Source organism: Pantoea sp. 22096, from assembly GCF_052045955.1.
Classification (GTDB): Bacteria; Pseudomonadota; Gammaproteobacteria; order Enterobacterales; family Enterobacteriaceae; genus Pantoea; species Pantoea alfalfae.
The window spans coordinates 1,905,700-1,932,481 of record NZ_JBQEPW010000001.1; the positions used below are offsets into that span (position 1 = coordinate 1,905,700).

Below are 26,782 nucleotides of genomic sequence, written 5' to 3' on the forward strand. Positions count from 1 at the left end.
CAACAAAACAACATTAAAATTATCGTTCATTCAATTTTATTGCCATGTGAGCAATATTTTTATCAGTAAATCACGATTCCTCTTGCATTGAATGCACCAAATAGCGCATTTTCTTATCTATCACGCAGCGTCAGGCTGCCGGACAAACGCAAAAGATAACATCGCCGTAAGGTGAGATCAGGAGTCAGTTATGTGTTCAATTTTTGGTGTGCTGGATCTGAAAACCGATCCTGTTGAGCTGCGCAAGAAAGCGCTGGAATGTTCACGCTTAATGCGTCATCGCGGCCCGGACTGGTCAGGCGTCTATGCAGATGACAAGGCTATTCTGGCGCATGAACGCCTCTCAATTGTTGACGTTAACAACGGCGCACAGCCCCTGTACAACGCCGATCACACCCACGTACTGGCCGTTAACGGCGAAATTTACAACCATCAGGCGCTACGCGCTGAGCTCAGCGATCGCTATGAATTTCAGACCGGTTCTGACTGTGAAGTGATTCTGGCGCTCTATCAGGAGAAAGGTGTCGATTTCCTTGATGAGCTGGAAGGCATGTTCGCCTTTATCCTCTATGACAGCGTTAAGAAATCGTATCTGATTGGCCGCGACCATATCGGCATCATCCCGCTTTATATGGGTAACGATGAACACGGCAACCTGTTTGTTGCGTCAGAAATGAAAGCGCTGGTACCGGCGTGTCGTTCGATCAAAGAGTTCCCGCCGGGAAGCTATCTCTCCAGCACCGATGGCGAAATCCGTCGTTACTGGCAGCGTGACTGGATGGAATACAAAAACGTTGAACACAACACCACTGATGCGGCAGGCCTGAAACATGCGCTTGAAGAGTCCGTGAAAAGCCACCTGATGTCAGACGTCCCTTATGGCGTGCTGCTGTCAGGCGGTCTGGACTCCTCCATCATTTCAGCCGTGACCAAGCGTTTTGCGGCGAAACGGGTTGAAGATCAGGATAAAAGTGATGCGTGGTGGCCGCAGCTACACTCCTTTGCGGTCGGGCTGGAAGGTTCACCTGATTTAAAAGCAGCAAAATCTGTCGCTGAACATCTGGGCACCGTGCACCACGAAATTCATTTCACCGTGCAGGAAGGTCTGGATGCGATTCGCGATGTGATTTATCACATTGAAACCTATGACGTCACTACCATTCGCGCCTCTACGCCGATGTACTTAATGTCACGTAAAATCAAAGCAATGGGCATTAAGATGGTGCTGTCAGGCGAAGGTGCAGACGAAGTCTTTGGCGGCTATCTCTACTTCCATAAAGCGCCAAACGCCAAAGAGTTCCACGAAGAAAACGTGCGTAAACTGCAGGCGCTGCATATGTTCGACTGCGCTCGTGCCAACAAAGCGATGTCCGCCTGGGGCGTTGAAGCCCGCGTACCCTTCCTGGATAAAAAATTCCTGGATGTGGCAATGCGTATCAACCCTGCCGACAAAATGTGTGGCAGCAACGGTAAAATGGAGAAACACATTCTGCGTGAATGTTTCTCCTCTTACCTGCCAGAGAGCGTAGCGTGGCGTCAGAAAGAGCAGTTCTCTGATGGTGTGGGTTACAGCTGGATCGACTCACTCAAGGAAGTGGCCGCGAAGCAAATCAGCGACCAGCAGCTGGCAACCGCCCATTTCCGCTTCCCGTTCAACACGCCGGGTTCGAAAGAAGCTTATCTCTATCGTGAGATCTTCGAAGAGCTGTTCCCGTTAGCGAGTGCGGCAGAGTGTGTGCCTGGCGGTCCATCCGTTGCCTGTTCTTCCGCCAAAGCGATTGAGTGGGATGAAGCGTTTAAAAACATGGACGATCCTTCCGGACGTGCCGTGGGTGTGCATCAGTCAGCCTATAAATAACCTGACAGAAAGCCACCGGAATGGGCCTGTTATGGCCCATTTTTTTTACGATGAGCGTTGTATTCACTGAAAAATTGCCGAATAAACCGCCAGGCTGGTTATAAGCCAGTCAAACAGCGATTATCTGGCAAAAAACGGTAAAAAACTTGTTGACGCTGTCTGGTCAACTCCGCATAATGCGCCCCGCAACGCCGATGAAGGTAACGCGAAAAAAAGATGGCTACGTAGCTCAGCTGGTTAGAGCACAGCACTCATAATGCTGGGGTCACAGGTTCGATTCCCGTCGTAGCCACCATCTTTTTTTGCGGGAGTGGCGAAATTGGTAGACGCACCAGATTTAGGTTCTGGCGCCGCAAGGTGTGCGAGTTCAAGTCTCGCCTCCCGCACCATTTCATTATTCGGCAGCGTGGATGGGATATCGCCAAGCGGTAAGGCACCGGTTTTTGATACCGGCATTCCCTGGTTCGAATCCAGGTATCCCAGCCAATTTCGATGATTCTTGTATGCTGAGAACGGACGAATGGGATATCGCCAAGCGGTAAGGCACCGGTTTTTGATACCGGCATTCCCTGGTTCGAATCCAGGTATCCCAGCCATCATTGAAATGCAGTACAATTTGGCTACGTAGCTCAGCTGGTTAGAGCACAGCACTCATAATGCTGGGGTCACAGGTTCGATTCCCGTCGTAGCCACCATATAATTGGGGTGTCGCCAAGCGGTAAGGCACTGGTTTCTGATACCAGCATTCCGGGGTTCGAATCCCTGCACCCCAGCCATACAAAGACAATTTGAAAAGCCCATTATTGGGGTGTCGCCAAGCGGTAAGGCACTGGTTTCTGATACCAGCATTCCGGGGTTCGAATCCCTGCACCCCAGCCAAATTGCACAACCAGGCCCGCTTTTGCGGGCTTTGTTGTTTTTATCCCTTCTCCACCATCCTGATTACAGGCCCGCCCTGCGGCGAGCCTGAACACGTAAGCGGCTATAGCCCCAGCGCGTAACGCAATACCTGCCGCTTCAGTACGCCAGAATGTTCGGCAGCAATCAGTCCAAGATTTCGCGCAAACCGCAGCGGTGCCAGCTGATTGCTGAAGGCAAAATAAAAGAGATCCATCCCGCCCTGCATCAGCAGATTGTCTTTGCGACGCTGCCGGTGATAGCGCTGTAATACCCGCTCTGAGGCCCAGTCCTCCGCAGCACCGCGTGCGCTCACCAGTACATCTATCAACGCATCACTATCGCGATACCCCAGATTCACGCCCTGCCCGGCCAGCGGGTTAATGGTATGCGCGGCATCACCGACCAGCGCCAGCCCAGGCAGGACATAACGTGAAGCATGACGTCGCACCAGCGGGAAGCCACCCGCCGCATGGGCTTTAAACCGTCCCAACCGCGCCGGGAAGTGGCTGGCAATCTCTTTTTCCAGCTGGGCAATCGGCATCGCCTGAAGCTGACGCACTCTTGCGGGCGCGTCATACCAGACCAGCGAGGCCCGGTTGCCATACAGCGGTAAAAAGGCTCGTGGTCCCTGAGGTGTAAAGTGCTGCCAGGTCGCATCCCCTGCCGGATGTTCGCAGGTCACGCTTATCAGCAGGCAGGACTGCGCATAGCTCCAGCCATGAATCCCGATTCCGGCCATCTGCCGCACCTGCGAGTTTGCGCCATCTGCACCAATCACCAGCCGGGTATGCAAGGCCATGCCGTCGTTAAGGTCGACGCGCCAGCCGCCATTTTCTGGCTGCAGGTTTTCCAGCGTGGCCGGGCAATAGCAGGTCACGCCCAGCGACTGCATCTCCTCCCATAATGCCCGCTGAAGCACGCTGTTCTCGACCATAAAGCCCAGTTCAGGCAAGCCCAGCGAGGCAGCATCAAAACTCACCTGCGCGGTCTGCCACTCCCAGGTTTCCAGCCTGCGATAGGGCGCACTGCGCATCGCTTCGACCCGCGGCCAGACATTGAGCTGCTTCAGCAACGCCACCGAGGAAGATCCGATTGCTGAAATTCGCAGATCGGGATCGCTGTCGGCATCAAACGGCGCGGGTTCGGCACGCTCAATCACCGCCACGCGAAAATGGTGCTGTGTCAGTCCACAGGCCAGCGCAGCACCGACCATGCCACCGCCGACAATCACGACATCAAACTGATTATCCTGCATTGCTTAACTCCCTCTCTTATTCCTGCCAGCCTGCGCATTGCGGGTCTGAATAGAGCAAAGTGTACCGGAAAACCCGATGGCTGGCAGAAAAGCCCTCAGGCTGGTCACCACAGCATCAAAGCATTACAATACGCGCCCCTCACTTCACTGCACTGAATCAATGGCTAGCGCGATGACAAAAAAACTGCATATCAAAACCTGGGGATGTCAGATGAATGAGTATGATTCATCCAAGATGTCTGATCTGCTGAATAGTACGCACGGCTATACGCTGACCGAGGTCCCTGAAGAGGCAGATATTCTGCTGCTTAACACCTGCTCCATTCGTGAGAAAGCGCAGGAGAAGGTGTTTCATCTGCTGGGACGCTGGAGAAAACTCAAAGAGCGCAACCCGGATGTGATTATCGGCGTGGGTGGCTGTGTGGCGTCGCAGGAAGGCGATCATATTCGTCAGCGTGCTCCCTGCGTGGATATTGTGTTTGGTCCGCAGACGCTGCACCGCCTGCCGGAGATGATCAACACTGTGCGCGGCACCAAAAGCCCGGTAGTCGACATCAGCTTTCCGGAAATTGAGAAATTTGACCGTCTGCCGGAACCGCGTGCAGAAGGTCCGACAGCCTTTGTCTCCATTATGGAAGGCTGCAACAAATATTGTACTTTCTGCGTGGTGCCTTACACCCGTGGTGAGGAAGTGAGCCGTCCCAGCGATGATATTCTGCTGGAGATCGCCCAGCTGGCGGCGCAGGGCGTGCGTGAAGTTAACCTGTTGGGTCAGAACGTCAACGCTTATCGTGGTGCCACCTTTGATGGTGAGATCTGTACCTTTGCTGAGCTGCTGCGCCTGGTCGCCGCTATCGACGGCATCGACCGCATTCGATTCACCACCAGCCACCCGATTGAGTTCACTGATGACATCATTGATGTCTATCGCGATACCCCGGAGCTGGTGAGTTTCCTGCATCTGCCGGTTCAGAGTGGTGCAGACCGTATTCTGACGCTGATGAAGCGCGCGCATACCGCACTGGAGTATAAGGCGATTATCCGCAAGCTGCGCGCGGCGCGCCCGGATATTGAGATCAGCTCTGACTTCATCATCGGCTTCCCGGGTGAAACCCAGCAGGATTTCGAGCAGACCATGAAGCTCATCGCAGACATCAATTTCGACGTCAGCTTCAGCTTTGTCTACTCTGCCCGTCCCGGCACGCCCGCTGCTGACCTGCCGGATGATGTCAGTGAAGAGGAGAAAAAGCAGCGTCTGTGGATCCTGCAGGACCGCATTAACCAGCAGGCGCAGGCGATCAGTCGCCGCATGCTCGGCACCGTGCAGCGTATTCTGGTGGAAGGCATCTCCCGCAAGAACGTCATGGAAGTCTCTGGCCGCACCGAAAATAACCGCGTAGTCAATTTTGAAGGCACGCCTGAGATGATTGGCCGCTTTGTGGATGTTGAAATTGTTGATGTCTACACCAACTCGCTGCGCGGCAGGCTGGTGCGTACTGAAGAAGAGATGGGCCTGCGTATGGCGCAAAGCCCGGCATCCGTGATTGCCCGTACCCGCAAAGAAAACGACATCGGCGTGGGTCTGTTCCAGCCGTGATACCTGCTATATTGTGCGGCAGCGCGCATTGCGTTGCCGCCAATTTCACGCCACGACACTTGGTTTCTGAAAGTGTCGCCCAAATATCTCTCCTTAAGCTTGCGCCCAGGCGTTACGGCATAAATAATTTCGTTATGGTGCATCCGGTTAAGCCCAACGGTGCGTCAGACACATCCCATAACTGGCCCTGAGTGACCCAAAGGATTCGTTTGAATATCGAAACTCGTGAAATCGCCCTTGAACCGGCTGATAACCGTCGTCTGATGAGCCTGTGTGGGCCTTTCGACGATAATGTAAAACAGCTTGAGCGTCGTCTGGGCATTGAGATCAATCGTCGTGACAACGTCTTTAAGCTGTCAGGACGCCCACTTTGCGTCAATGCCGCCGCAGATATTCTGAAGACCCTGTATGTCGATACCGCGCCAATGCGTGGCGAGATCCCGGATATCGAGCCAGACCAGATTCACCTGGCGATCAAAGAGAGCCGGGTACTGGAGCAAACCGCCGAAAGCGTGCCGGAATACGGAAAAGCGGTCAATATCAAGACCAAGCGTGGTGTCATCAAACCGCGTACGCCAAACCAGGCGCAGTACATCGCGAATGTGCTCGACCACGACATTACTTTTGGTGTCGGCCCGGCCGGTACCGGTAAAACCTATCTGGCGGTGGCTGCGGCCGTGGATGCATTGGAGCGTCAGGAGATTCGCCGCATCATGCTGACCCGCCCTGCCGTCGAAGCGGGTGAAAAGCTCGGCTTCCTGCCAGGCGACCTGAGTCAGAAAGTCGACCCTTATCTGCGTCCGCTCTACGATGCGCTGTTTGAAATGCTCGGCTTCGAGCGCGTTGAAAAGCTGATGGAGCGCAACGTTATTGAGGTTGCCCCACTGGCCTATATGCGCGGTCGAACGCTGAACGATGCGTTTATCATTCTTGATGAGAGTCAGAACACCACCATCGAGCAGATGAAGATGTTCCTGACGCGCATTGGCTTCAACTCCAAAGCGGTGATTACCGGTGACGTTACCCAGATTGACCTGCCGCGTCACGTCAAGTCGGGCCTGCGCCATGCCATTGAGGTGCTGGCAGACGTGGAAGAAATCAGCTTTAACTTCTTCCACAGCGAAGATGTGGTGCGCCATCCGGTCGTTGCCCGCATTGTCACCGCTTATGAAGCCTGGGAAGCCGCCGATCAGACCCGCCGTGACCAGCAGGCTGAAGAGCGTAAACGTGAAGCGCTGGCAGCACAGAATGCCACGCAGGAGAGCAAATGAGCCAGGTGATTCTCGACCTGCAGGTCGCCTGTGATAACACCGCTGATTTGCCTGATGAAAGCCAGTTTCACCGCTGGCTCTCAGCGGCTGTTACCCCTTTCCAGCCCGAAAGCGAAGTCACAGTACGTCTGGTTGACGAAGCGGAAAGTCATGAGCTTAATCTGACTTATCGTGGCAAAGATAAGCCGACGAATGTCCTGTCCTTCCCGTTTGAAGCGCCGCCGGGCATTGAGCTGCCACTGCTGGGCGATCTGATCATCTGCCGTCAGGTGGTTGAGCAGGAAGCCGCAGAACAGGGAAAAAGCGTTGAAGCCCACTGGGCACACATGGTGGTACACGGTACGCTCCACCTGCTGGGTTACGACCATATTGAAGACGACGAAGCTGACGAGATGGAAGGACTGGAGACCGAGATAATGCTTGCTCTTGGGTATCCTGATCCGTACATTTCGGAGAAAGAAGACGCCTGAATCCTGAATTCAGGCTATCCGGCTGTCAGCACGGTTTGCTGACAGCACCTATTCCTCACCAGAGAGATCTTTAAAAACCGCCATGAGCGACGACCATTCTCAAAACAGCGATGCACCCAGTAGTAAAAAGGGATTTTTCTCCCTGTTAATCAACCAACTCTTTCACGGTGAACCTAAAAACCGTGATGAGCTACTGGAGCTGATCCGCGACTCGAATAATAAAGAGCTGATTGACCAGGACACCCGCGACATGCTTGAAGGGGTTCTGGATATTGCGGAGCAGCGCGTGCGTGACATCATGATCCCGCGCTCGCAAATGATCACCCTGAAACGTAATCAGAGCCTCGAAGAGTGTCTGGATGTCATTATCGACTCCGCGCACTCCCGCTTCCCGGTGATCAGCGAAGACAAAGATCATGTGGAAGGGATTCTGATGGCGAAAGACCTGCTGCCGTTTATGAGCAGTGAATCAGAGCCGTTCAGTATCGAGAAAGTGCTGCGTCCTGCGGTGGTGGTGCCTGAAAGTAAGCGTGTCGACCGGATGCTGAAAGAGTTCCGTTCCCAGCGTTATCACATGGCGATTGTTATTGATGAGTTTGGTGGTGTCTCCGGTCTGGTCACAATCGAAGATATTCTTGAGCTGATCGTAGGTGAGATTGAAGATGAGTATGATGATGAAGAAGATCGTGATATCCGTCAGCTCAATCGCCACACCTTCACGGTGCGCGCACTGACCGCCATTGAAGATTTCAATGAGGTGTTTGGCACGCAGTTCAGTGATGATGAAGTCGATACCATTGGTGGTCTGGTCATGCAGGGCTTCGGCCATCTCCCCGCACGTGGTGAAAGCATTGAGATTGAAGGTTACCAGTTCAAGGTGGCGATGGCGGACAGCCGCCGCATCATCCAGGTTCACGTGACTATCCCGGAAAATTCGCCACAACCCCAACTGGAAGACGAATAAGTCTATGGCTTTAGCTTCACTCTACCCGCGCCAGCGGGTTCGCCTGCTGCTGGCTTTAATAACGGGTGCACTGGGTACCCTCGCCTTCTCTCCTTACGATTTCTGGCCTGCCGCTCTGCTCTCGCTGTGCGGCTTACAGTTGCTGACCCTGAACCGCTCAAGCCCGCAGGCCACTGCGATCGGCTTTGTGTGGGGAGTAGGTCTGTTCGGCAGCGGTATTAACTGGGTCTATGTCAGTGTTGCCACCTTTGGCGGCATGCCTGGTCCGGTCAATGTCTTTATCGTGGCGCTGCTGGCGGCGTATCTGGCGGTTTACCCGGCGCTGTTTGCCGGTGTACTCAATCGACTCTGGCCATGCACGACGCTATGGCGCCTGGCGCTGGCGGCACCGGCATTGTGGCAGATGACCGAGTTCCTGCGCGGCTGGGTGCTGACTGGCTTCCCGTGGCTGCAGTTTGGTTACAGCCAGATTGACGGACCGTTAAAAGGGCTGGCTCCGCTGGCGGGTGTCGAGACCCTGACCTTCCTGCTGATGGTCATTGCTGGCCTGCTGGCTTATGCTCTGCAGCAGCGCAACGTCAGAAGTCTGGTGGCGGCGTTGCTGCTGCTGGCCCTGCCGTGGCCACTGCGCTACATCCAGTGGGTTCAGCCAATGCCAGAGCGTGCCGTAGAAGTGGCGCTGGTTCAGGGAAACATCCCGCAGTCGATGAAGTGGGATCCTCAGCAACTGCTCACTACTCTGCGCATCTATAACGGTCTGAGCCAGCCGCTGATGGGTAAGGCGCCAATCATTATCTGGCCAGAATCGGCAATTACCGATCTGGAAAGTAATCAGCAGCCGTTCCTGCGTTCGCTGGATGATGAACTGCGTGAACATGGCAGCTCACTGGTCACCGGTATCGTGGACTCCCGACTGGAGCAGAATCGTTATCACGACTACAACACCGTGATCGTGCTGGGCGGCAAAACGCCTTATAACTACTTCAGCGGCAATCGTTACCAGAAGAATCATCTGGTGCCGTTTGGCGAATTTGTGCCGCTGGCCGACCTGCTGCGTCCGCTGGCCCCGTTCTTTGATCTGCCGATGTCGGCTTTCAGCCGTGGCAACTATCTCCAGCCGCAACTCAGCGTCGCAGGCTATAACCTGACCAGCGCCATCTGTTATGAGATCGTGCTCGGTGAGCAGGTGCGGGCTAACTTCCATCCCGACACCAGTTTCCTGCTGACCGTTTCGAACGATGCCTGGTTTGGTCACTCTATCGGACCGTGGCAGCACTTCCAGATGGCGAGAATGCGGGCGCTGGAGCTGGGACGTCCGCTGTTGCGCAGCACCAACAACGGCGTGACGGCAGTAGTAAATGCCAGTGGTGATGTGGAGGCGATGCTGCCGCAGTTTACCCGCGACGTGCTGACCAGCAAAGTCACGCCGACACAGGGGGAAACCCCGTATGCGCGGGCGGGCATCTGGCCAGTCTGGTCACTGACGCTACTGGCGGCATTGATAGCTCTGCTGCGTCGACGCCGGTAACCTATCCGATCCTTCAAGGCGAAGCGCAGGCTTCGCCTTTTTTCTTTGCTCGCTCTCCGGTATATCTCACTCCCCTGACCACATACTCTGCTGCCTTTCTCACCATGCACCGCTTTCTGGCACGATGATTGCAGAATGTTTCACTGTTTTTCGCCGACAGGCGGATTACAGGCGCTGATGCCTGGCCGTTTGCACCAAAACAGTCGCCTCTGCTGCACCGTTAATGCGCAGAGCAAGATATTTGCCTTTTTTTGGTGCGGATTGCCTCGCAAAAAAGAAACTTTTTTGTTTCATTGCGTTAACAATCCGCTATGTTAGTGACTCTTCTGCGCCCATTTAGCCCGCAGAATGAGCAGAAACGCAGCAAAAAACAGACACAACATCATAATCAGCACAGGTATCAGCCTGGGCCTTTTTCATACGAAGGAGTTGGAACATGCAACTACGCAAAGTGGCATTATCTCTTCTGCTGATCAGCGCAGCGGCGGGAGCGGCCCAGGCGGAAGATCTCAGCGGCACCCTGAAGAAGATCAATGACAACGGCGTCATTGTGGTCGGGCATCGCGAATCATCAGTTCCCTTTTCTTACTATGACAACCAGCAAAAAGTCGTCGGCTATTCACAGGCTTACTCAAACGCCATCGTGGAAGCCATCAAAGCGAAGCTGAACAAGCCGGATTTGCAGGTCAAAATGATCCCGATCACCTCACAAAACCGTATTCCGCTGCTGCAAAACGGCACCTACGATTATGAGTGTGGCTCTACCACCAACAACCTTGAGCGCCAGAAACAGGCCGCGTTCTCTGACACCATTTTTGTCATCGGCACCCGTCTGCTGGTTAAGAAAGATGGCCCGATCAAAGATTTCGCTGATCTGAAAGGCAAAACGGTGGTGGTGACTTCAGGAACCACCTCTGAAGTGCTGCTTCATAAACTCAACGACGAACAGAAACTGGATATGCGCATCATCAGCGCCAAAGATCACGGTGACTCTTTCCGTACGCTGGAAACCGGTCGTGCCGTGGCTTTCATGATGGATGATGCTCTGCTGGCTGGCGAACGCGCCAAAGCTAAAAAGCCAGATAACTGGGAAATCTTAGGTACGCCGCAGTCAAAAGAGGCCTATGGCTGCATGCTGCGTAAAGATGATCCGCAGTTTAAAGCGCTGGTCGATGAAACCATTGCTAAAGCCCAGACCTCTGGCCAGGCAGAAAAATGGTTCGATACCTGGTTTAAACAGCCGATTCCGCCAAAGAATCTGAACATGAACTTTGAACTCTCTGATGACATGAAAGCCCTGTTCAAAACGCCAAATGACAAAGCACTGAATTAACAAAAAAATACCCAATGGATCTCAGATTGCATTGAGACGGCAAGAGAATGCATCCCGGTGAGCTTACTCAGGTAAGTCATTTGGATGAGTGAACCTGGCCAACAAAAATGCAGCCTGAAAGACGGCGGGTATAACAAGGGCAGCCTGGCTGCCCTCTCGATTGCTGAAACCGCGGCATGGACAGACAGACTGACACGGGTCGTTCCCCTGAGTCAGGAAATAAAACGCCGTTCATCAATCTTCAGGGTAGCTTAGCTACCCTTTTTTTCCGGAGCTCGTTATGGGTATCGATTGGAACTGGGGCATTTTCCTCGAACAGGCCCCGTTCGGTAACACAACCTACCTCGGCTGGCTGTGGTCCGGTTTTCAGGTGACGATAGCCGTCTCCTGCTGCGCCTGGATTATCGCCTTCTGCGTGGGTTCATTTTTCGGCATTCTGCGCACCGTGCCTAATCGCCTGCTGTCGACCATTGGCACCTGCTATGTGGAACTGTTTCGTAACATCCCGCTGATCGTCCAGTTCTTCTTCTGGTATCTGGTGGCGCCCGAACTGGTGGGCGAAAAGCTCGGCATGTGGTTTAAGTCTGAGCTGGACCCCAACATTCAGTTCTTCCTCTCTTCAATGATCTGTCTTGGCCTTTTTACCGCCGCCCGCGTCTGCGAGCAGGTGCGCGCAGCCATTCAGTCACTGCCGACAGGACAGAAAAATGCCGGTCTGGCGATGGGATTAACCCTGCCGCAGACCTATCGCTATGTCCTGCTGCCGAATGCGTATCGTGTGATTGTTCCGCCGATGACCTCGGAAATGCTGAACCTGGTAAAGAACTCCGCTATCGCCTCCACCATCGGTCTGGTCGATATGGCGGCGCAGGCGGGCAAACTGCTCGACTATTCTGCTCACGCCTATGAATCCTTTACCGCCATTACGCTGGCCTATGTCGCGATTAACCTGGTGATTATGCTGTTGATGAGTCTGGTCGAGCGCAAAGTCCGGCTGCCAGGCAATGCGGGAGGCAAGTAATGTACGACTTTGACTGGAGTTCGATTACACCCAGCCTGCCCTACCTGCTTAACGGCTTAGTGATTACCTTCAAGATCACCATTACTGCCGTGGTTTTCGGTATTTTGTGGGGAACCCTGCTGGCGGTGATGCGTCTGTCGAGCTTTAAGCCCGTCAGCTGGTTCGCCAAAATCTACGTCAACCTGTTCCGTTCGGTGCCGCTGGTCATGGTGCTGCTGTGGTTCTATCTGGTGGTGCCGAGTTTCCTGCAGCAGGTCCTGGGCCTGTCGCCGAAAACCGATATCCGGCTGATTTCCGCCATGGTTGCCTTTTCGCTGTTTGAAGCGGCCTACTACTCCGAAATCATTCGTGCCGGCATCATCAGTATTTCGCGTGGACAGGGCAATGCCGCGCTGGCGCTGGGTATGACACAGTGGCAGGCAATGCGCCTGATCATCCTGCCGCAGGCGTTCCGCGCCATGGTTCCGCTGTTACTGACGCAGGGTATCGTGCTGTTCCAGGATACCTCGCTGGTCTATGTCTTAAGCCTGGCGGACTTCTTCCGTACCGCGTCCACCATTGGTGAGCGCGACGGCACCCAGGTTGAAATGGTTCTGTTTGCAGGTCTGGTCTACTTCGTTATCAGCCTGAGCGCATCGCTGTTGGTCAGCTATCTGAAAAGAAAAAGGACGGTTTAAATGATTAGCCTGAAAAATGTTTCTAAGTGGTATGGTCACTTTCAGGTGCTGACCGACTGCTCAACCGAGGTCAAAACCGGTGAGGTAGTGGTGGTCTGCGGGCCGTCCGGCTCCGGTAAATCAACGCTGATCAAAACGGTGAACGGACTCGAGCCGGTTCAGCAGGGTGTGATTGCGGTCAACGGCACCGAGGTGAACAACAAAAAAACCAACCTTGCGCAGCTTCGCAGTCAGGTCGGTATGGTGTTCCAGCACTTCGAGCTGTTCCCGCATCTGAGCATTATCAACAATCTGGTGCTGGCGCAGGTGAAAGTGCTGAAGCGTGACAAGGCAGCAGCCCGCGATAAAGGACTGAAGCTGCTGAAGCGTGTGGGTCTCTCAGCCCATGCCGACAAGTTCCCTGGCCAGCTCTCTGGCGGGCAGCAGCAGCGTGTAGCCATTGCGCGTGCGCTCTGCATGGACCCCATCGCGATGCTGTTTGATGAACCAACGTCCGCGCTGGATCCGGAGATGATCAACGAAGTGCTGGATGTGATGGTTGAACTGGCACAGGAGGGGATGACGATGATGGTGGTGACACACGAGATGGGCTTCGCCCGTAAAGTCGCCAATCGTGTAATCTTCATGGATGAAGGGAAAATTATCGAAGACACCAACAAAGATGACTTCTTTAATAATCCACAGTCTGACCGCGCGAAAGATTTCCTCGCTAAAATTCTGCACTAAACAACCTGTGCGGGTCACGCAGAGTGGCCCGCACAGGTTTTATTATCAGGGTTCAAAAGGCTGACGCTGAAACTGGTCATTGCCGCATTCCGGACAGCGCGACAGGGTTTCCGGCGTATAGATCGCCCGGGTAAACTGACACTTCTCACATACCAGATTGCCCAGCCCCACCACTTCGCCGCTCTGATATACACCGTGATGATGCAGATCCTGAAAAACTTCGCGCCACTCCAGCTGACTTTTATCGGTGATATCCGCCAGCTCTTTCCAGACGCTCTCGCGAATAATGCGCATAAACAGTGAATCCGCCAGCGGCTCCTCCACATCGGTATAACTGCGTGCAAATTCGCCTAAATCACGGCGCACCGAGCTAAGCGCCTGATCAATCTCTTCTTCCGTCATATCATCGCGAACGCGTAACTGGCTGCGTCGCCCGGCAATCAGCTCATCAAGGTTCCGATCGCCCTGACGGAGACGTTCGGTCAGTACGGCTAACGACTCGCGATATTCCTGAGCTACTTTATTCATTTTATTCTCCTTTATGCAGACCCTCGCTGAATTAAGTTTAGTCGCAATGCGACTTTTGCCGTGTCGTCTGTACAGTGAATTACAAAAGGGTGAAGAGGCTGTCGCTTTCAGCAGAAATCGTGCCAGCAAAAGTGGGAAGTGTTGTTGATACGCGGCCTTATGGGTATGCTATGCGGATCGTAGAGCCCGAAAAATGTTATTCATAAAGGACCACAGGCAGCCATGCAAGAGCAATACCGCCCGGAAGAGATTGAATCCCGTGTGCAGCAACACTGGGATGAAAACGAAACGTTTAAAGTGACTGAGCAGGAAGGTAAAGAGAAATACTATTGCCTCTCCATGTTGCCCTATCCTTCTGGCCGCCTGCATATGGGCCACGTTCGTAACTACACCATCGGCGACGTAATCGCGCGTTATCAGCGTATGCTCGGCAAAAACGTACTACAGCCGATTGGCTGGGATGCTTTCGGCCTGCCTGCGGAAGGCGCTGCGGTTAAAAATAACACCGCACCGGCCCCCTGGACATACGACAACATCGCCTACATGAAAAACCAGCTTAAATTGCTGGGCTTTGGCTATGACTGGAGTCGTGAACTGGCGACCTGCCAGCCAGAGTACTATCGCTGGGAACAGTGGTTCTTCACCAAACTGTATGAAAAAGGTCTGGTCTATAAAAAGACCTCTGCCGTCAACTGGTGTCCGAACGATCAGACGGTGCTGGCGAACGAGCAGGTGATCGATGGCTGCTGCTGGCGCTGCGACACCAAAGTTGAGCGCAAAGAGATCCCTCAGTGGTTTATCAAAATCACCGATTATGCGGAAGAGCTGCTGAACGATCTGGATACGCTGGAAGAGTGGCCTGAGCAGGTCAAAACCATGCAGCGTAACTGGATTGGCCGTTCTGAAGGCGTCGAAATCACTTTCGACGTTGCTGGCAGCGAAGAGAAAGTTACCGTCTATACCACCCGCCCGGATACCTTTATCGGCGCAACCTATGTTGCCGTTGCGGCGGGTCATCCGCTGGCAACCCAGGCGTCGGTGAATAACCCGGCACTGGCTGACTTTATCGCTGAATGCCGCAATACCAAAGTGGCCGAAGCCGATATGGCGACCATGGAGAAGAAAGGCATGGCGACCGGCCTGTCTGTTATTCATCCGCTGACCGGCGAGCTTCTCCCGGTCTGGGTCGCTAACTTCGTGCTGATGGAATATGGCACCGGTGCCGTCATGGCGGTCCCGGCGCACGACCAGCGCGACTGGGAATTTGCCACTAAATACGATCTGGCGATCAAGCCGGTAGTACTCAACCTGGATGGCTCTATTCCTGACGTCAGCGCTGCGGCAATGACCGACAAAGGCGCGCTGTTTAATTCAGGTGAGTTCAACGGTCTGGATCACGCCGCAGGGTTTACCGCCATTGCAGATTCTCTGGCGGCAAAAGGCGTGGGCGTTCGTAAAGTGAACTACCGTCTGCGCGACTGGGGTGTTTCCCGTCAGCGTTACTGGGGTGCACCGATCCCAATGGTCACGCTGGAAGATGGCACCGTAATGCCGACACCTGAAGACCAGCTGCCGGTGATCCTGCCGGAAGATGTGGTAATGGATGGCATTACCAGCCCGATCAAAGCGGATCCGGAGTGGGCGAAGACCACCGTAAATGGCCAGCCTGCTCTGCGTGAAACCGACACCTTTGACACCTTCATGGAGTCCTCCTGGTACTACGCGCGCTATACCTGCGCCAGCTACAAGGAAGGCATGCTGGATCCGGCCGCCGCAAACTACTGGCTGCCGGTCGATCAGTATGTGGGGGGTATTGAACACGCCATCATGCACCTGATGTATTTCCGCTTCTTCCACAAGCTGCTGCGTGACGCGGGCCTGGTCAACTCGAATGAACCAGCCAAACGTCTGCTGTGCCAGGGCATGGTGCTGGCTGATGCCTTCTACTATCTCGGTAACAACGGCGAGCGTAACTGGGTTTCACCGGTTGACGTTGAGGTTGAGCGTGATGAGAAAGGCCGCATTGTAAAAGCCACCGATACGCAGGGCCGCGAGGTGATTTACGCGGGCATGAGTAAAATGTCGAAGTCGAAAAACAATGGCATCGACCCACAGCTGATGGTTGAGCGTTACGGCGCGGATACCGTGCGTCTGTTCATGATGTTTGCTTCACCGGCCGATATGACGCTGGAGTGGCAGGAATCGGGCGTTGAAGGAGCGAACCGCTTCCTGAAGCGTGTCTGGAAGCTGGTCTACGAGCACACCTCACAGGGTGCGACCGTGGCGCTGGATGTGGATAGCCTGAATGACGAGCAGAAATCGCTGCGTCGTGACCTGCACAAAACCATCGCCAAAGTGGCGGATGATATTGGCCGTCGTCAGACTTTTAACACCGCCATTGCAGCGATTATGGAGCTGATGAACAAACTGGCGCGTGCCCCGCAGGAAAGCGAGCAGGATCGCGCTCTGATGCAGGAAGCACTGCTGGCTATCGTCCGTCTTCTCTATCCGTTTACCCCGCACGCCTGCTATGTTCTGTGGCAGACGCTGGGTGGCGAAGGCACCATCGATGAAGCGAGCTGGCCGGTGGCTGATGAAGCCGCTATGGTTGAAGATTCACTGCTGGTCGTGGTGCAGGTGAACGGTAAAGTGCGTGGCAAAATTACCGTACCCGCCGAGGCAACGCAGGAACAGGTTCAGGCACGCGCGGCTCAGGAGCATCTGGTGGCGAAGTATCTGGACGGCGTGACTATCCGTAAAGTCATTTATGTACCGGGCAAACTGCTTAACCTGGTCGTAGGTTAAGTTCAGGAGGAACTGTGCGACATCCGATTATCAGGCTGTTTGTCATGCTGGCGGTGGTTATCACCGCTGGCTGCGGTTTTCATCCGCGCGGCACCACACAGGTGCCCAGCGAACTGAAAACCCTGATTGTTTCAACCGGCGATCCTTATGGACCGCTGGCGCGTACTGTGCGCCAGCAACTGCGTATCAACGATGTCACTATTGTTGAAGACACTAAACAGAAGCGCACCGATATTCCGACGCTGCGTCTGGGTCCTGAAGTGTCGGGACGTAACACCGCATCGGTCTTTATCAGCGGCACCTCTGCTGAGTATCAGCTGGTCATGACGCTGACGGCGCAGGTCCTGTTGCCGGGCAAAGGAATCTACCCAATCAGCACCACGGTTTATCGTTCATTCTTCGATAACCCGAATGCTGCGCTGGCAAAAGATGCCGAGCAGGATCTGATTACGCAGGAGATGCGTCAGCGTGCTGCCGAACAGCTGGTACGTAAGCTGCTGACCGTGCATGCTGCACAGATCAACAATAAAGAGACCTTACCGGCGTCAGTGATTCCGGTTCCGGGTCAGGGTTCACAGGAAGCACCCTCTTCCTCTGCTACCAGCCTGCAATGATCAGGATTTATCCTGAGCAACTCAGCGCGCAGCTCCGTGAGGGGCTGCGCGCCTGTTATCTGTTAGCCGGAAACGAACCGCTGCTGTTGCAGGAGAGTGCGGATGCCATCCGTGCCGCCGCAACCGCGCAGCAATTTGAAGAACATTTTAGTTTTACGCTGGACGCCCAGACCGACTGGGAGAGCCTGTTTGTCAGTTGCCAGTCACTGAGTCTGTTTGCCCAGCGTCAGACGATGACGCTGCAATTCCCCGAGAATGGCCCCAATGCCGCAATGGCCGAGCAGTTGGTTAAGCTGTCGCAGCTGCTGCATGCCGATATTCTGCTGATCTGCCGGATGCCAAAGCTGACCCGCGCGCAGGAAAACAGTGCATGGTTTAAAGCCCTGTCCGCCTCCGCAGTTTTCGTGCCCTGCCAGACGCCCGAACAGGCACAACTGCCACGCTGGGTCGCGAATCGGGCTCAGGCGCTGAAACTCTCGGTCGATGACGCGGCCGTGCAGCTGTTGTGTTACTGCTATGAAGGCAATCTGCTGGCGCTGGCCCAGGCGCTGGAGCGTCTCTCGCTGCAGTGGCCTGACGGCAAGCTGACCCTGCCCCGGGTTGAAGAGGCGGTCAGCGATGCGGCTCACTTCACACCGTTCCACTGGGTCGATGCTCTGCTGGCGGGTAAGAGCCGTCGCGCGCTGCACATCCTGCATCAGCTGGAGAAAGAAGAGAGCGAAGTCGTGATTCTGCTGCGTACGCTACAGCGCGATCTGCTGACGCTGCTGCATCTGCATCGCCATCAGGCGCAGCAGCCGTTGCGTACGCTGATGGATCAACAGCGTATCTGGCAGAACCGCCGCGCGCTGTTCACTGACGCACTGCAACGCCTGGACGCCACGCGTCTTCAACGCGCGATTCATCTGCTCAGTCAGATTGAGATCACCCTGAAGCAGGATTATGGGCAGCCGGTATGGCCGCAGTTACAGACCCTGACGCTGCTGCTCAGCAGTCGTGCTTTTCCGACGAGTTTTGCCCATGTCTGAGTTACACGCGCTGTTTGGTGGCACCTTCGATCCGATTCATTTTGGCCATCTGCGCCCGGTCGAAGCACTGGCTCAACAGACCAGCTTACAGCGTGTGACGCTGCTGCCCAACAATGTGCCACCGCATCGTCCACAACCGGAAGCCAGCGCGACCCAGCGGGTTGCTATGCTGCGCTGTGCTATCCGTGACTTACCGCTGTTTGAGATTGATACCCGGGAGCTGGAACGCGACACGCCCTCCTGGACCGTAACCACCCTGGAAGCCTGGCGCGCCGAACGCGGTGCAGCGCAGCCGCTGGCTTTTATCATCGGTCAGGATTCCCTGCTGAGCTTATCGAAATGGCATCGCTGGCAGGATCTGTTGTCACTCTGCCATCTGCTGGTATGCCAGCGTCCCGGCTATGCGACCCGGTTCGACTCGCCGGAGATGCAGCACTGGCTTAATCAGCATCTCGCTCAGGATATCCGGCAGCTGCATCAGCAGCCCGCAGGCCATATCTGGCTGGCGGAAACCCCACTCTATGACATTTCGGCGACCGAAATTCGCCGCCGTCGCCATCAGAACCAGCCCTGCGACGACCTGTTGCCTGCGGCGGTGATCGACTATATCGACCGCGAAGGCTTATATCGCGACTGATCCGGGCATGCTATACTGCGCCGCTTAAATTTTTGGCTGCACTCTCCGGGCTTACAGCCGGCCCGATACCACCAGATTCCAAGGGGAACCTTTTGCAAGGTAAAGCACTCCAAGAGTTCGTTATTGATAAGATTGATGATCTCAAAGGCCAGGACATTGTCACCATCGACGTTCAGGGCAAATCCAGCATCACCGATTTCATGATCATCTGCACCGGCACCTCCACGCGTCATGTGACGTCGATCGCAGAACACGTTGAGCAGGAGTCCCGTTTAGCAGGCCTGATGCCATTAGGCATTGAAGGTAAAAGCGCGGCAGACTGGGTTGTGGTTGATCTGGGTGATGTCATCGTGCATGTGATGCAGGAAGAGAGTCGCCAGCTGTATGAGCTGGAAAAACTCTGGAGCTAATCGGTGAAACTGCAACTTGTTGCCGTCGGCACAAAAATGCCCGACTGGGTGCAGACCGGTTTCATGGAGTATTTGCGCCGCTTCCCGAAAGATATGCCGTTTGAGCTGACCGAAGTGACCGCAGGTAAACGCGGCAAAAATGCTGATATCAAACGCATCCTTGAAAAAGAGGGTGAAGCGATGTTAGCGGCGGTCGGCAAAGGCAATCGCATCGTCACGCTGGATATTCCGGGTCAACCGTGGGAAACCCCGCAGCTGGCGCAGCAGCTTGAACGCTGGAAGCTGGATGGTCGCGATGTCAGCCTGCTGATCGGCGGGCCTGAAGGCCTGGCCCCCGCCTGTAAAGCGGCGGCAGAGCAGAGCTGGTCACTGTCAGCATTGACGTTGCCTCATCCGCTGGTGCGCGTGCTGGTGGCCGAAAGTCTGTATCGGGCCTGGAGTATAACGACTAATCATCCTTATCATCGTGAATGACCGATCAGCCCACATCAGACATGACAAGTAGCGGATGAAATTACAAAGCAACGCCTTTCGCGATTACAGCGCCGAACAGAAACTCTTTGTCCGTCGGGCGTTCATCGCCTTCGTCGGTATCTTACTGCTCTCTTCAATCCTGGTGGTTAACCTTTACCACCTGCAGATTCTTCGCTTCGATGATTACAGCACCCGCTCCAATCAGAACCGCATTAAACTGGTGCCTGTCGCACCCAGCCGCGGCATTATTTACGATCGCACCGGCACGCCGCTCGCACTGAACCGCACCATCTATCAGGCAGAACTGGTGCCGGAGAAAGTCGATAACCTGCAGCAGACGCTGGAAAACTTACGCCCGGTGCTTGAGCTGACGGACGAAGACCTGGAAAACTTCCAGAAAGAGCGAAAACGCTCGCGTCGCTTTACCTCCATTCCGGTTAAAACCGGTCTGAATGAAGTTCAGGTGGCACGCTTTGCGGTCAATCAGTACCGCTTTCCCGGCGTGGAAGTTAAAGGTTATCAGCGCCGCTACTACCCCTACGGTGCCACGCTGACGCATGTGGTCGGTTACGTCTCAAAAATTAACGATCGTGACGTTGCACGCCTCGACAAAGAAGGCATATGGCCTAACTACGCCGCGACGCACGATATCGGCAAGCTGGGCATCGAAGCGTATTACGAGAGTCTGCTGCACGGCAAAACGGGCTTTGAAGAGGTTGAGGTCAACAACCGTGGCCGTGTCATTCGCCAGCTGCATGAGGAGTCACCTCAGGCAGGCCGTGATATCTATCTGACTATCGATCTCAAACTGCAGCAGTATGTCGAGACCCTGCTGGCGGGCAGTCGCGCCGCTGTTGTCGTCAGCGATCCGCGCACCGGCGAAATTCTCGCCATGGTCTCCACACCCAGTTACGATGCAAATTTATTTGTCGACGGTATTTCCAGCAAGGATTATCGCGGCCTGCTGGAAGATGAAAATCGCCCTCTCTATAACCGTGCAATTCAGGCGGCTTATCCACCGGCCTCGACGGTTAAACCCTATGTAGCAGTTTCTGCGCTGAGTGCTGGCGTGATTAACCGTAATACCAGCCTGTTTGATCCTGGCTGGTGGCAGCTTCCCGGTTCAGAGAAGCGCTTCCGCGACTGGAAAAAGTGGGGTCATGGTCGTCTTAACGTCACCAAAGCGCTGGAGGAGTCTGCCGATACCTTCTTCTATCAGGTCGCCTACGACATGGGTATTGACCGCCTGTCAGAATGGATGAATAAATTTGGTTACGGCAGCCGTACCGGCATTGACTTACCGCAGGAGAGCGCCGGTAACATGCCGACCCGCGAGTGGAAGCAGAAGCGCTTTAAAAAGCCGTGGTATCAGGGTGACACCATTCCGGTGGGAATCGGTCAGGGTTACTGGACGGCGACCCCGCTGCAGATGAACAAAGCGATGATGATTCTGATCAACGATGGCGTCGTCAAGGTGCCACACATGCTGCGCGCCACCCGCGAAGGCCGAACTCTGGTGCCCTATCGCCAGCCGCCTGGGGCCCCGATTGGTGATATCCATTCCGGCTACTGGGAAATCGCCAAAGATGGCATGTACGGCGTGGCGAATCGCCCCAACGGCACCGCGCACAAAAGCTTTGCTGATGCCCCTTATAAAATCGCCGCCAAATCCGGTACGGCACAGGTTTTTGGCCTGAAAGAGAACGAAACCTATAACGCCCATAGAATTGCTGAACGATTGCGCGACCATAAATTAATGACCGCGTTTGCCCCTTATGACAAACCTCGGGTGGCTGTGACCATCATTCTGGAGAACGGTGGCGCCGGTCCGGCTGTCGGCACCGTGATGCGCCAGATTCTGGATCACATTATGTTGGGTGATAACAATACAGTTCTGCCGGACGCCGCCCCTGTGCCGCCCGGTTATGAAGGTGAATAAACATGTCGATGCAAGATAGTCCGCAGAAACGATCGATCTGGATGCGCATCCACATCGATCCGATGTTTATGCTGATCATTCTCGCGCTGCTGACTTACAGCGCCGTGGTGATCTGGAGTGCCAGCGGACAGGATCCCGGCATGATGGAGCGTAAACTCGGTCAGATCGCGATGGGTCTGGTCATCATGATTGTGCTGGCGCAGGTGCCGCCGCGCGTTTATGAAGGCTGGGCACCCTATCTCTATATTGTCTGCGTCATTCTGCTGGTGGCGGTGGATGCTTTTGGTCAGATCAGTAAAGGCGCACAGCGCTGGCTCGATCTTGGCTTTGTTCGCTTTCAGCCTTCTGAGATTGCCAAAATCGCGGTGCCACTGATGGTGGCGCGCTTTATTAATCGCGATGTCTGTCCGCCGACGCTGAAAAATACCGGTATTGCACTGATTCTGATCTTCCTGCCTACCCTGCTGGTGGCCGCACAGCCCGATCTCGGCACCTCGATTCTGATTGCCGCCTCAGGCCTGTTTGTGCTGTTCCTCTCAGGGATGAGCTGGAAACTGATTAGCGTGGCGGTACTGTTGGTCGCCGCGTTTATCCCGATTCTGTGGTTCTTCCTGATGCACGACTATCAGCGTGACCGCGTCATGATGCTGCTCGACCCGGAAACGGATCCGCTGGGCGCGGGTTATCACATTATCCAGTCGAAAATCGCCATCGGGTCGGGCGGACTGCGCGGCAAGGGCTGGCTGCAGGGCACCCAGTCTCAGCTGGAGTTTTTGCCGGAACGTCATACTGACTTTATCTTCGCGGTTCTGGCCGAAGAGTTAGGGCTGGTCGGCGTACTGCTGCTGCTGGCCCTCTATCTTCTGCTGATCATGCGGGGACTGGTGGTAGCAGCCCGCGCGCAGACCACCTTTGGCCGCGTCATGGCGGGCGGTTTAATGCTGATTTTATTCGTTTATGTTTTCGTTAACATTGGCATGGTTAGTGGTATCTTACCGGTAGTTGGCGTGCCGCTGCCGCTGGTCAGTTATGGCGGCTCCGCGCTTATCGTGCTTATGGCGGGATTCGGCATTGTGATGTCGATCCACACTCACCGAAAAATGTTATCTAAAAGTGTCTAAGAGGCTGCAGATGCGTAAGGAATGGCTTGGCGTTGCACTGGCATCACTGGTTCTGGCGGCCTGTACCACGCCCGAACCCCAAAATACGGCGCCGCCGCAACCGGCTTACAATGGGCCGGTAGTAGAGATTCCAGGCGTTGAGCCTCGTTATGAGCCGATCAATCCGGGCACCAGCCAGGATTACAGCGTTAACGGCAAAAACTATCGCATCATCAAAGATCCGTCGAACTACAGCGAAGTCGGCCTGGCCACCTGGTACGGCGAAGAGGCGCAGGGCAACCGCACCGCTACCGGCGAAGCCTACGATCCCGATGCGCTGACGGCCGCCCACCCTACTCTGCCGCTCCCGAGCTATGTGCGCGTAACCAATATCGCGAACGGTCGTCAGATTGTGGTGCGCGTTAACGATCGCGGCCCTTACACGCCAGGACGCATTATCGACCTGTCGCGGGCAGCCGGTGACCGACTGAACATTTCCAATAATTCACGGGTGCGGGTCGACTATATCAAGGTGGCTCCCGACGGTACGCTCTCTGGCCCAGGCACCATCGGAACTGTGGTAGCCAAACAGAGCTACTCACTGCCTGCCCGTCCGGACCTGAGTGGGGGCGCGGTGATGAATGGCGGCAGCGCCGCAAACGCTGAACCCCCTGCCCAAAACGTAGAAGCCATCAGTAACAGCACGCTGCAGGGCGGTGACAACATGGGCGCGCCGGTACAGAGCAGCGGCTTTCTTGGCGCACCTCAGCCATTAGCGAACGGCGTGCTGGAAGGTAATGAACCATCCACCACGGTGCCCGTCACTGCACCGGTCGCCAGCAGTGCTACTCCGGTCGCCGCCAGCGCCGCGCCGGCAGCCAGCAGTGGTGCCGCAGCCGGCTATGTCGTGCAGGTTGGTGCACTGAATGACCCGGCGCGTGCTCAGCAGATGATGAAAAGCCTGAGCCAGCGTTATGGTGTGCCCGGCAAGGTCGAAGACGCGGGCAACAACGTTTATCGCGTTCAGCTCGGCGTTTACAGCTCCCGTGCCGAAGCGGCTGCGCTGCAACAGCGCCTGAGCAGTGAAGGCCAGACAGCCTCATTTATTACTAATACGCGTCGCTGATCGGTTTCTTGGACAGCGACACGTTACGTCTGCTAACAACCCAATCATCACGCCCGGTGCCAGACTCACTGGCATTGGGTATGATGAGTGACATTTTTAACCTCAAACTCACGGATGTTGTAGTCCTACACATGAACACGCTGAAATCATCTCGTTTGCTGAAACGCCTGACAGTGGGATCACTGATCGCTTTCTCTCTCAGCCATGCTGCTATTGCTGATGACGTCAATCTCAAGACCATGATTCCGGGCGTGCCGGACATTGATGCCGAAGCGTATGTCCTTATCGACTACAACTCGGGTAAAGTGCTGGCAGAGAAAAACGCCGATGCACGCCGCGATCCTGCCAGTCTGACCAAGATGATGACCAGCTATGTCATTGGTCAGGCCGTGAAAGCGGGCAAAATTCATCAGGACGATATGGTCACTGTGGGTCCGGATGCCTGGGCGACCGGCAATCCGGTGTTCAAAGGTTCCTCCCTGATGTTCCTGAAGCCAGGCGACCGCGTACCGGTCTCTCAGCTGACTCGTGGAATTGTACTGCAGTCGGGTAATGACGCCTGTGTTGCGATGGCTGACTATGTCGCCGGCAGCCAGGATGCGTTCGTTAATCTGATGAACAACTACGTCAAAGCGATTGGCCTGCAGAATACCCATTTCGGGACAGTGCATGGCCTGGACGCTGAAGGTCAGTACAGCTCCGCGCGCGACATGGCGTTGATCGGTCAGGCGCTGATCCGCGACGTGCCGGAAGAGTACGCTGTCTATAAAGAGAAAGAGTTCACCTTCAACAACATCCGTCAGATGAACCGTAACGGTCTGCTGTGGGATACCAACCTGAATGTGGACGGTATTAAAACCGGCCACACTAACTCTGCCGGTTACAACCTGGTGGCGTCCGCGACTGAAGGCCAGATGCGCCTGATTTCTGCCGTCATGGGCGGTCATACCTTTAAAGGCCGTGAAACCGAGAGCAAAAAACTGCTCACCTGGGGCTTCCGTTTCTTTGAAACCGTTGCGCCACTGAAAGCGGGTAAAGAGTTCGCCTCTGAGCCGGTCTGGTTCGGTGATAATGACCGTGTGCAGCTGGGCGTGGAAAAAGATGCTTACCTGACCATTCCACGTGGCCGTATGAAAGATCTGAAAGCCAGCTATGTGCTGACCAACACGGAACTGCATGCCCCACTGAAGAAAAACCAGGTTGTCGGCAGCATCAACTTCCAGCTGGATGGCAAGACTATCGAACAGCGTCCACTGGTGGTGCTGAACGAAATCTCTGAGGGTGGTTTCTTTGGCCGTATCGTGGATTACATCAAACTGATGTTCCATCACTGGTTTGGTTAAGCGTAAAGGGTGATTGAAAAATCACCCTTTCGTCCCCATTACCAGATATTATGATGCTCCCGCTCAGGCGGGAGCCTGTTTTTTATGCACCGGAGTTAATATGAAAACCAAACTGAATGAGCTGCTCGAATTTCCTACCCCGTTTACCTACAAAGTAATGGGTCTGGCGCAACCGGAGCTGGTTGATCAAGTGGTTGAAGTGGTGCAACGTCATGTGCCCGGCGATTACAGCCCTGAAGTTAAGCCGAGCAGCAAAGGCAACTATCACTCCGTAAACATCACTATCAACGCCACTCACATCGAGCAGGTCGAACGCCTGTACGAAGAGCTGGGCCAGATCGAAATTGTGCGGATGGTACTGTAATTTACGGGTCGGCAAGGCGCCTCTGCCTGACGGTTTGCCGACGTTATCCTCAGCGTTTTTCCTTTAGCGGGCTATCGCTTTGTCAGTTGAAACCCTCTTTGTCCGTCAGTCCGGTCTGCGTGACTGGCAACCTGTCTCCGACGCCATGCACCAGTATACTGACCAGCGCGACGACCAGAGTCGTGATGAAATCTGGCTGGTCGAACATCCTCCGGTCTTTACTCAGGGTCAGGCGGGAAAAGCAGAACATCTTCTGATGCCAGGCGATATTCCCGTGGTGCAGAGCGATCGTGGCGGTCAGGTCACCTATCACGGGCCGGGACAACAGGTCATGTATGTCCTGATTGATGTAAAACGCCGTAAGCTCGGCGTGCGCCAGCTGGTGACTATTCTGGAAGAGACGGTGATCGCCACTCTGGCAGAGTTCGGCGTCAGCGCCCGCGCCCGCGCAGATGCACCCGGCGTCTATGTCGGTGAAGAGAAGATCTGCTCGCTGGGATTACGCATTCGCAAAGGCTGCTCGTTTCACGGCCTGGCGCTGAATGTTGCCATGGATTTATCTCCTTTTCTGCGCATCAACCCCTGTGGTTACGCCGGGATGAGCATGACCCAGCTGAAACATTTTCAGCCCGACGTGACCACAGAGCAGGTGCGTTCCCCACTGGTCAGTGCGTTTGCGCGGCTGGCAGGTTATGAAAATGTTGAATGGATCGCAGGCGAGCTCCCTGTTAAGCCTTAACGCAGAATGCGAATTTACAAATATGTAACGTATCCGCGCTGACTATGGCTGCTTCGCAGGCGATGTGATGATATA

At 54.9% G+C, this 26,782-nt stretch carries 25 protein-coding genes and 7 tRNA genes; 29 read left to right on the forward strand and 3 right to left on the reverse strand.

Annotated features, from left to right (window positions below; translation table 11 throughout):
* Positions 1-190 precede the first annotated feature (190 nt).
* The 8 genes from asnB to ACTJKZ_RS08955 all read left to right on the forward strand — a co-directional run bounded on the left by asnB (position 191) and on the right by ACTJKZ_RS08955 (position 2,737).
* Positions 191-1,858: an asparagine synthase B gene (gene asnB, locus ACTJKZ_RS08920; RefSeq protein WP_013357116.1), complete on the forward strand. Its 1,668-nt coding sequence runs from the start codon at positions 191-193 to the stop codon at positions 1,856-1,858.
* A gap of 218 nt (positions 1,859-2,076) precedes the next feature.
* Positions 2,077-2,153 (forward strand) — tRNA-Met (locus ACTJKZ_RS08925).
* A 9-nt stretch (positions 2,154-2,162) separates the two neighbouring features.
* Positions 2,163-2,247 (forward strand) — tRNA-Leu (locus ACTJKZ_RS08930).
* 22 nt (positions 2,248-2,269) lie between these two features.
* Positions 2,270-2,344: transfer RNA gene (locus tag ACTJKZ_RS08935), tRNA-Gln, on the forward strand.
* 35 nt (positions 2,345-2,379) lie between these two features.
* Positions 2,380-2,454, forward strand: a tRNA-Gln gene (locus tag ACTJKZ_RS08940).
* A 22-nt stretch (positions 2,455-2,476) separates the two neighbouring features.
* Positions 2,477-2,553: transfer RNA gene (locus ACTJKZ_RS08945), tRNA-Met, on the forward strand.
* A gap of 6 nt (positions 2,554-2,559) precedes the next feature.
* Positions 2,560-2,634 (forward strand) — tRNA-Gln (locus ACTJKZ_RS08950).
* 28 nt (positions 2,635-2,662) lie between these two features.
* Positions 2,663-2,737 (forward strand) — tRNA-Gln (locus ACTJKZ_RS08955).
* Positions 2,738-2,840: 103 nt separating this feature from the next.
* Here ACTJKZ_RS08955 and ubiF read toward each other — a convergent pair.
* Entirely contained in the window at positions 2,841-4,013 is a 1,173-nt protein-coding gene (gene ubiF, locus ACTJKZ_RS08960; protein ID WP_253421319.1) for a 3-demethoxyubiquinol 3-hydroxylase, read from the reverse strand.
* A gap of 172 nt (positions 4,014-4,185) precedes the next feature.
* On the opposite strand from ubiF, the gene miaB reads away from it, so the two are divergent.
* The 5 genes from miaB (at position 4,186) to lnt (ending at position 9,843) form a co-directional block, all read left to right on the forward strand.
* The gene (miaB, locus tag ACTJKZ_RS08965; protein WP_253421307.1) at positions 4,186-5,610 is read left to right on the forward strand and encodes a tRNA (N6-isopentenyl adenosine(37)-C2)-methylthiotransferase MiaB; all 1,425 of its coding nucleotides are present in this window, start codon (positions 4,186-4,188) and stop codon (positions 5,608-5,610) included.
* Between the two features lie 209 nt (positions 5,611-5,819).
* Positions 5,820-6,881, forward strand: a complete 1,062-nt coding sequence (locus ACTJKZ_RS08970) for a PhoH family protein (RefSeq protein WP_161732097.1) — start codon at positions 5,820-5,822, stop codon at positions 6,879-6,881.
* Entirely contained in the window at positions 6,878-7,351 is a 474-nt protein-coding gene (ybeY, locus tag ACTJKZ_RS08975) for an rRNA maturation RNase YbeY (RefSeq protein WP_222924366.1), read from the forward strand. The genes ACTJKZ_RS08970 and ybeY overlap by 4 nt, the downstream gene beginning before the upstream one ends.
* 82 nt (positions 7,352-7,433) lie before the next feature.
* Complete coding sequence (gene corC, locus ACTJKZ_RS08980) at positions 7,434-8,315, forward strand: CNNM family magnesium/cobalt transport protein CorC (RefSeq protein ID WP_013357111.1); 882 nt, start codon at positions 7,434-7,436, stop codon at positions 8,313-8,315.
* A gap of 4 nt (positions 8,316-8,319) precedes the next feature.
* Positions 8,320-9,843, forward strand: coding sequence for an apolipoprotein N-acyltransferase (lnt, locus tag ACTJKZ_RS08985; RefSeq protein ID WP_440829463.1), 1,524 nt, complete (start codon positions 8,320-8,322; stop codon positions 9,841-9,843).
* A 165-nt stretch (positions 9,844-10,008) separates the two neighbouring features.
* On the opposite strand, the gene ACTJKZ_RS08990 is transcribed toward lnt, so the two are convergent.
* Positions 10,009-10,137: a hypothetical protein gene (locus ACTJKZ_RS08990; RefSeq protein WP_256497707.1), complete on the reverse strand. Its 129-nt coding sequence runs from the start codon at positions 10,135-10,137 to the stop codon at positions 10,009-10,011.
* A 142-nt stretch (positions 10,138-10,279) separates the two neighbouring features.
* Between ACTJKZ_RS08990 and ACTJKZ_RS08995 the strand changes: the two genes are divergently transcribed.
* From ACTJKZ_RS08995 to ACTJKZ_RS09010, 4 genes are all read left to right on the forward strand, one after another.
* Positions 10,280-11,176 carry an amino acid ABC transporter substrate-binding protein gene (locus tag ACTJKZ_RS08995; RefSeq protein WP_013357108.1) on the forward strand — a complete coding sequence of 299 codons (897 nt, stop codon included), beginning with the start codon at positions 10,280-10,282 and terminating at the stop codon, positions 11,174-11,176.
* A 280-nt stretch (positions 11,177-11,456) separates the two neighbouring features.
* Positions 11,457-12,197, forward strand: coding sequence for an amino acid ABC transporter permease (locus ACTJKZ_RS09000; RefSeq protein WP_161732091.1), 741 nt, complete (start codon positions 11,457-11,459; stop codon positions 12,195-12,197).
* A complete protein-coding gene (gene gltK / locus ACTJKZ_RS09005; protein WP_013357106.1) occupies positions 12,197-12,874 on the forward strand; it encodes a glutamate/aspartate ABC transporter permease GltK in 678 nt (225 codons plus the stop codon). Before ACTJKZ_RS09000 ends, gltK begins: the two co-directional genes overlap by 1 nt.
* Positions 12,875-13,600: an amino acid ABC transporter ATP-binding protein gene (locus ACTJKZ_RS09010; protein ID WP_161732087.1), complete on the forward strand. Its 726-nt coding sequence runs from the start codon at positions 12,875-12,877 to the stop codon at positions 13,598-13,600.
* Positions 13,601-13,645: 45 nt separating this feature from the next.
* Here the strand turns inward: ACTJKZ_RS09010 and ACTJKZ_RS09015 are convergent, their stop codons facing one another.
* On the reverse strand, positions 13,646-14,128 hold the full coding sequence (locus ACTJKZ_RS09015; protein WP_033731844.1) for a zinc ribbon-containing protein: 483 nt from the start codon (positions 14,126-14,128) through the stop codon (positions 13,646-13,648).
* A 222-nt stretch (positions 14,129-14,350) separates the two neighbouring features.
* Between ACTJKZ_RS09015 and leuS the strand changes: the two genes are divergently transcribed.
* The 12 genes from leuS (at position 14,351) to lipB (ending at position 26,707) form a co-directional block, all read left to right on the forward strand.
* Positions 14,351-16,933, forward strand: a complete 2,583-nt coding sequence (gene leuS / locus ACTJKZ_RS09020; RefSeq protein ID WP_161732085.1) for a leucine--tRNA ligase — start codon at positions 14,351-14,353, stop codon at positions 16,931-16,933.
* Positions 16,934-16,947: 14 nt separating this feature from the next.
* Positions 16,948-17,547 carry an LPS assembly lipoprotein LptE gene (gene lptE / locus ACTJKZ_RS09025; RefSeq protein ID WP_161732083.1) on the forward strand — a complete coding sequence of 200 codons (600 nt, stop codon included), beginning with the start codon at positions 16,948-16,950 and terminating at the stop codon, positions 17,545-17,547.
* A complete protein-coding gene (gene holA, locus ACTJKZ_RS09030) occupies positions 17,544-18,575 on the forward strand; it encodes a DNA polymerase III subunit delta (RefSeq protein WP_161732081.1) in 1,032 nt (343 codons plus the stop codon). The genes lptE and holA overlap by 4 nt, the downstream gene beginning before the upstream one ends.
* Positions 18,568-19,212 (forward strand): nicotinate-nucleotide adenylyltransferase, encoded by a 645-nt coding sequence (gene nadD, locus ACTJKZ_RS09035; protein WP_161732079.1) that lies wholly within the window; start codon positions 18,568-18,570, stop codon positions 19,210-19,212. Before holA ends, nadD begins: the two co-directional genes overlap by 8 nt.
* 92 nt (positions 19,213-19,304) lie before the next feature.
* Complete coding sequence (gene rsfS / locus ACTJKZ_RS09040) at positions 19,305-19,622, forward strand: ribosome silencing factor (protein WP_111139027.1); 318 nt, start codon at positions 19,305-19,307, stop codon at positions 19,620-19,622.
* A 3-nt stretch (positions 19,623-19,625) separates the two neighbouring features.
* Positions 19,626-20,096 carry a 23S rRNA (pseudouridine(1915)-N(3))-methyltransferase RlmH gene (rlmH, locus tag ACTJKZ_RS09045; RefSeq protein WP_013357098.1) on the forward strand — a complete coding sequence of 157 codons (471 nt, stop codon included), beginning with the start codon at positions 19,626-19,628 and terminating at the stop codon, positions 20,094-20,096.
* Positions 20,097-20,130: 34 nt separating this feature from the next.
* Positions 20,131-22,035, forward strand: a complete 1,905-nt coding sequence (gene mrdA, locus ACTJKZ_RS09050; protein ID WP_161732077.1) for a peptidoglycan DD-transpeptidase MrdA — start codon at positions 20,131-20,133, stop codon at positions 22,033-22,035.
* An 8-nt stretch (positions 22,036-22,043) separates the two neighbouring features.
* A complete protein-coding gene (mrdB, locus tag ACTJKZ_RS09055; RefSeq protein WP_033743010.1) occupies positions 22,044-23,156 on the forward strand; it encodes a peptidoglycan glycosyltransferase MrdB in 1,113 nt (370 codons plus the stop codon).
* 10 nt (positions 23,157-23,166) lie between these two features.
* Entirely contained in the window at positions 23,167-24,261 is a 1,095-nt protein-coding gene (rlpA, locus tag ACTJKZ_RS09060; protein ID WP_440829464.1) for an endolytic peptidoglycan transglycosylase RlpA, read from the forward strand.
* 131 nt (positions 24,262-24,392) lie between these two features.
* Positions 24,393-25,604 (forward strand): D-alanyl-D-alanine carboxypeptidase DacA, encoded by a 1,212-nt coding sequence (dacA, locus tag ACTJKZ_RS09065; protein WP_033732040.1) that lies wholly within the window; start codon positions 24,393-24,395, stop codon positions 25,602-25,604.
* Positions 25,605-25,704: 100 nt separating this feature from the next.
* Positions 25,705-25,968: a DUF493 family protein YbeD gene (ybeD, locus tag ACTJKZ_RS09070; protein WP_440829465.1), complete on the forward strand. Its 264-nt coding sequence runs from the start codon at positions 25,705-25,707 to the stop codon at positions 25,966-25,968.
* A 79-nt stretch (positions 25,969-26,047) separates the two neighbouring features.
* Positions 26,048-26,707 carry a lipoyl(octanoyl) transferase LipB gene (lipB, locus tag ACTJKZ_RS09075; RefSeq protein WP_161732073.1) on the forward strand — a complete coding sequence of 220 codons (660 nt, stop codon included), beginning with the start codon at positions 26,048-26,050 and terminating at the stop codon, positions 26,705-26,707.
* Positions 26,708-26,782 lie beyond the last annotated feature (75 nt).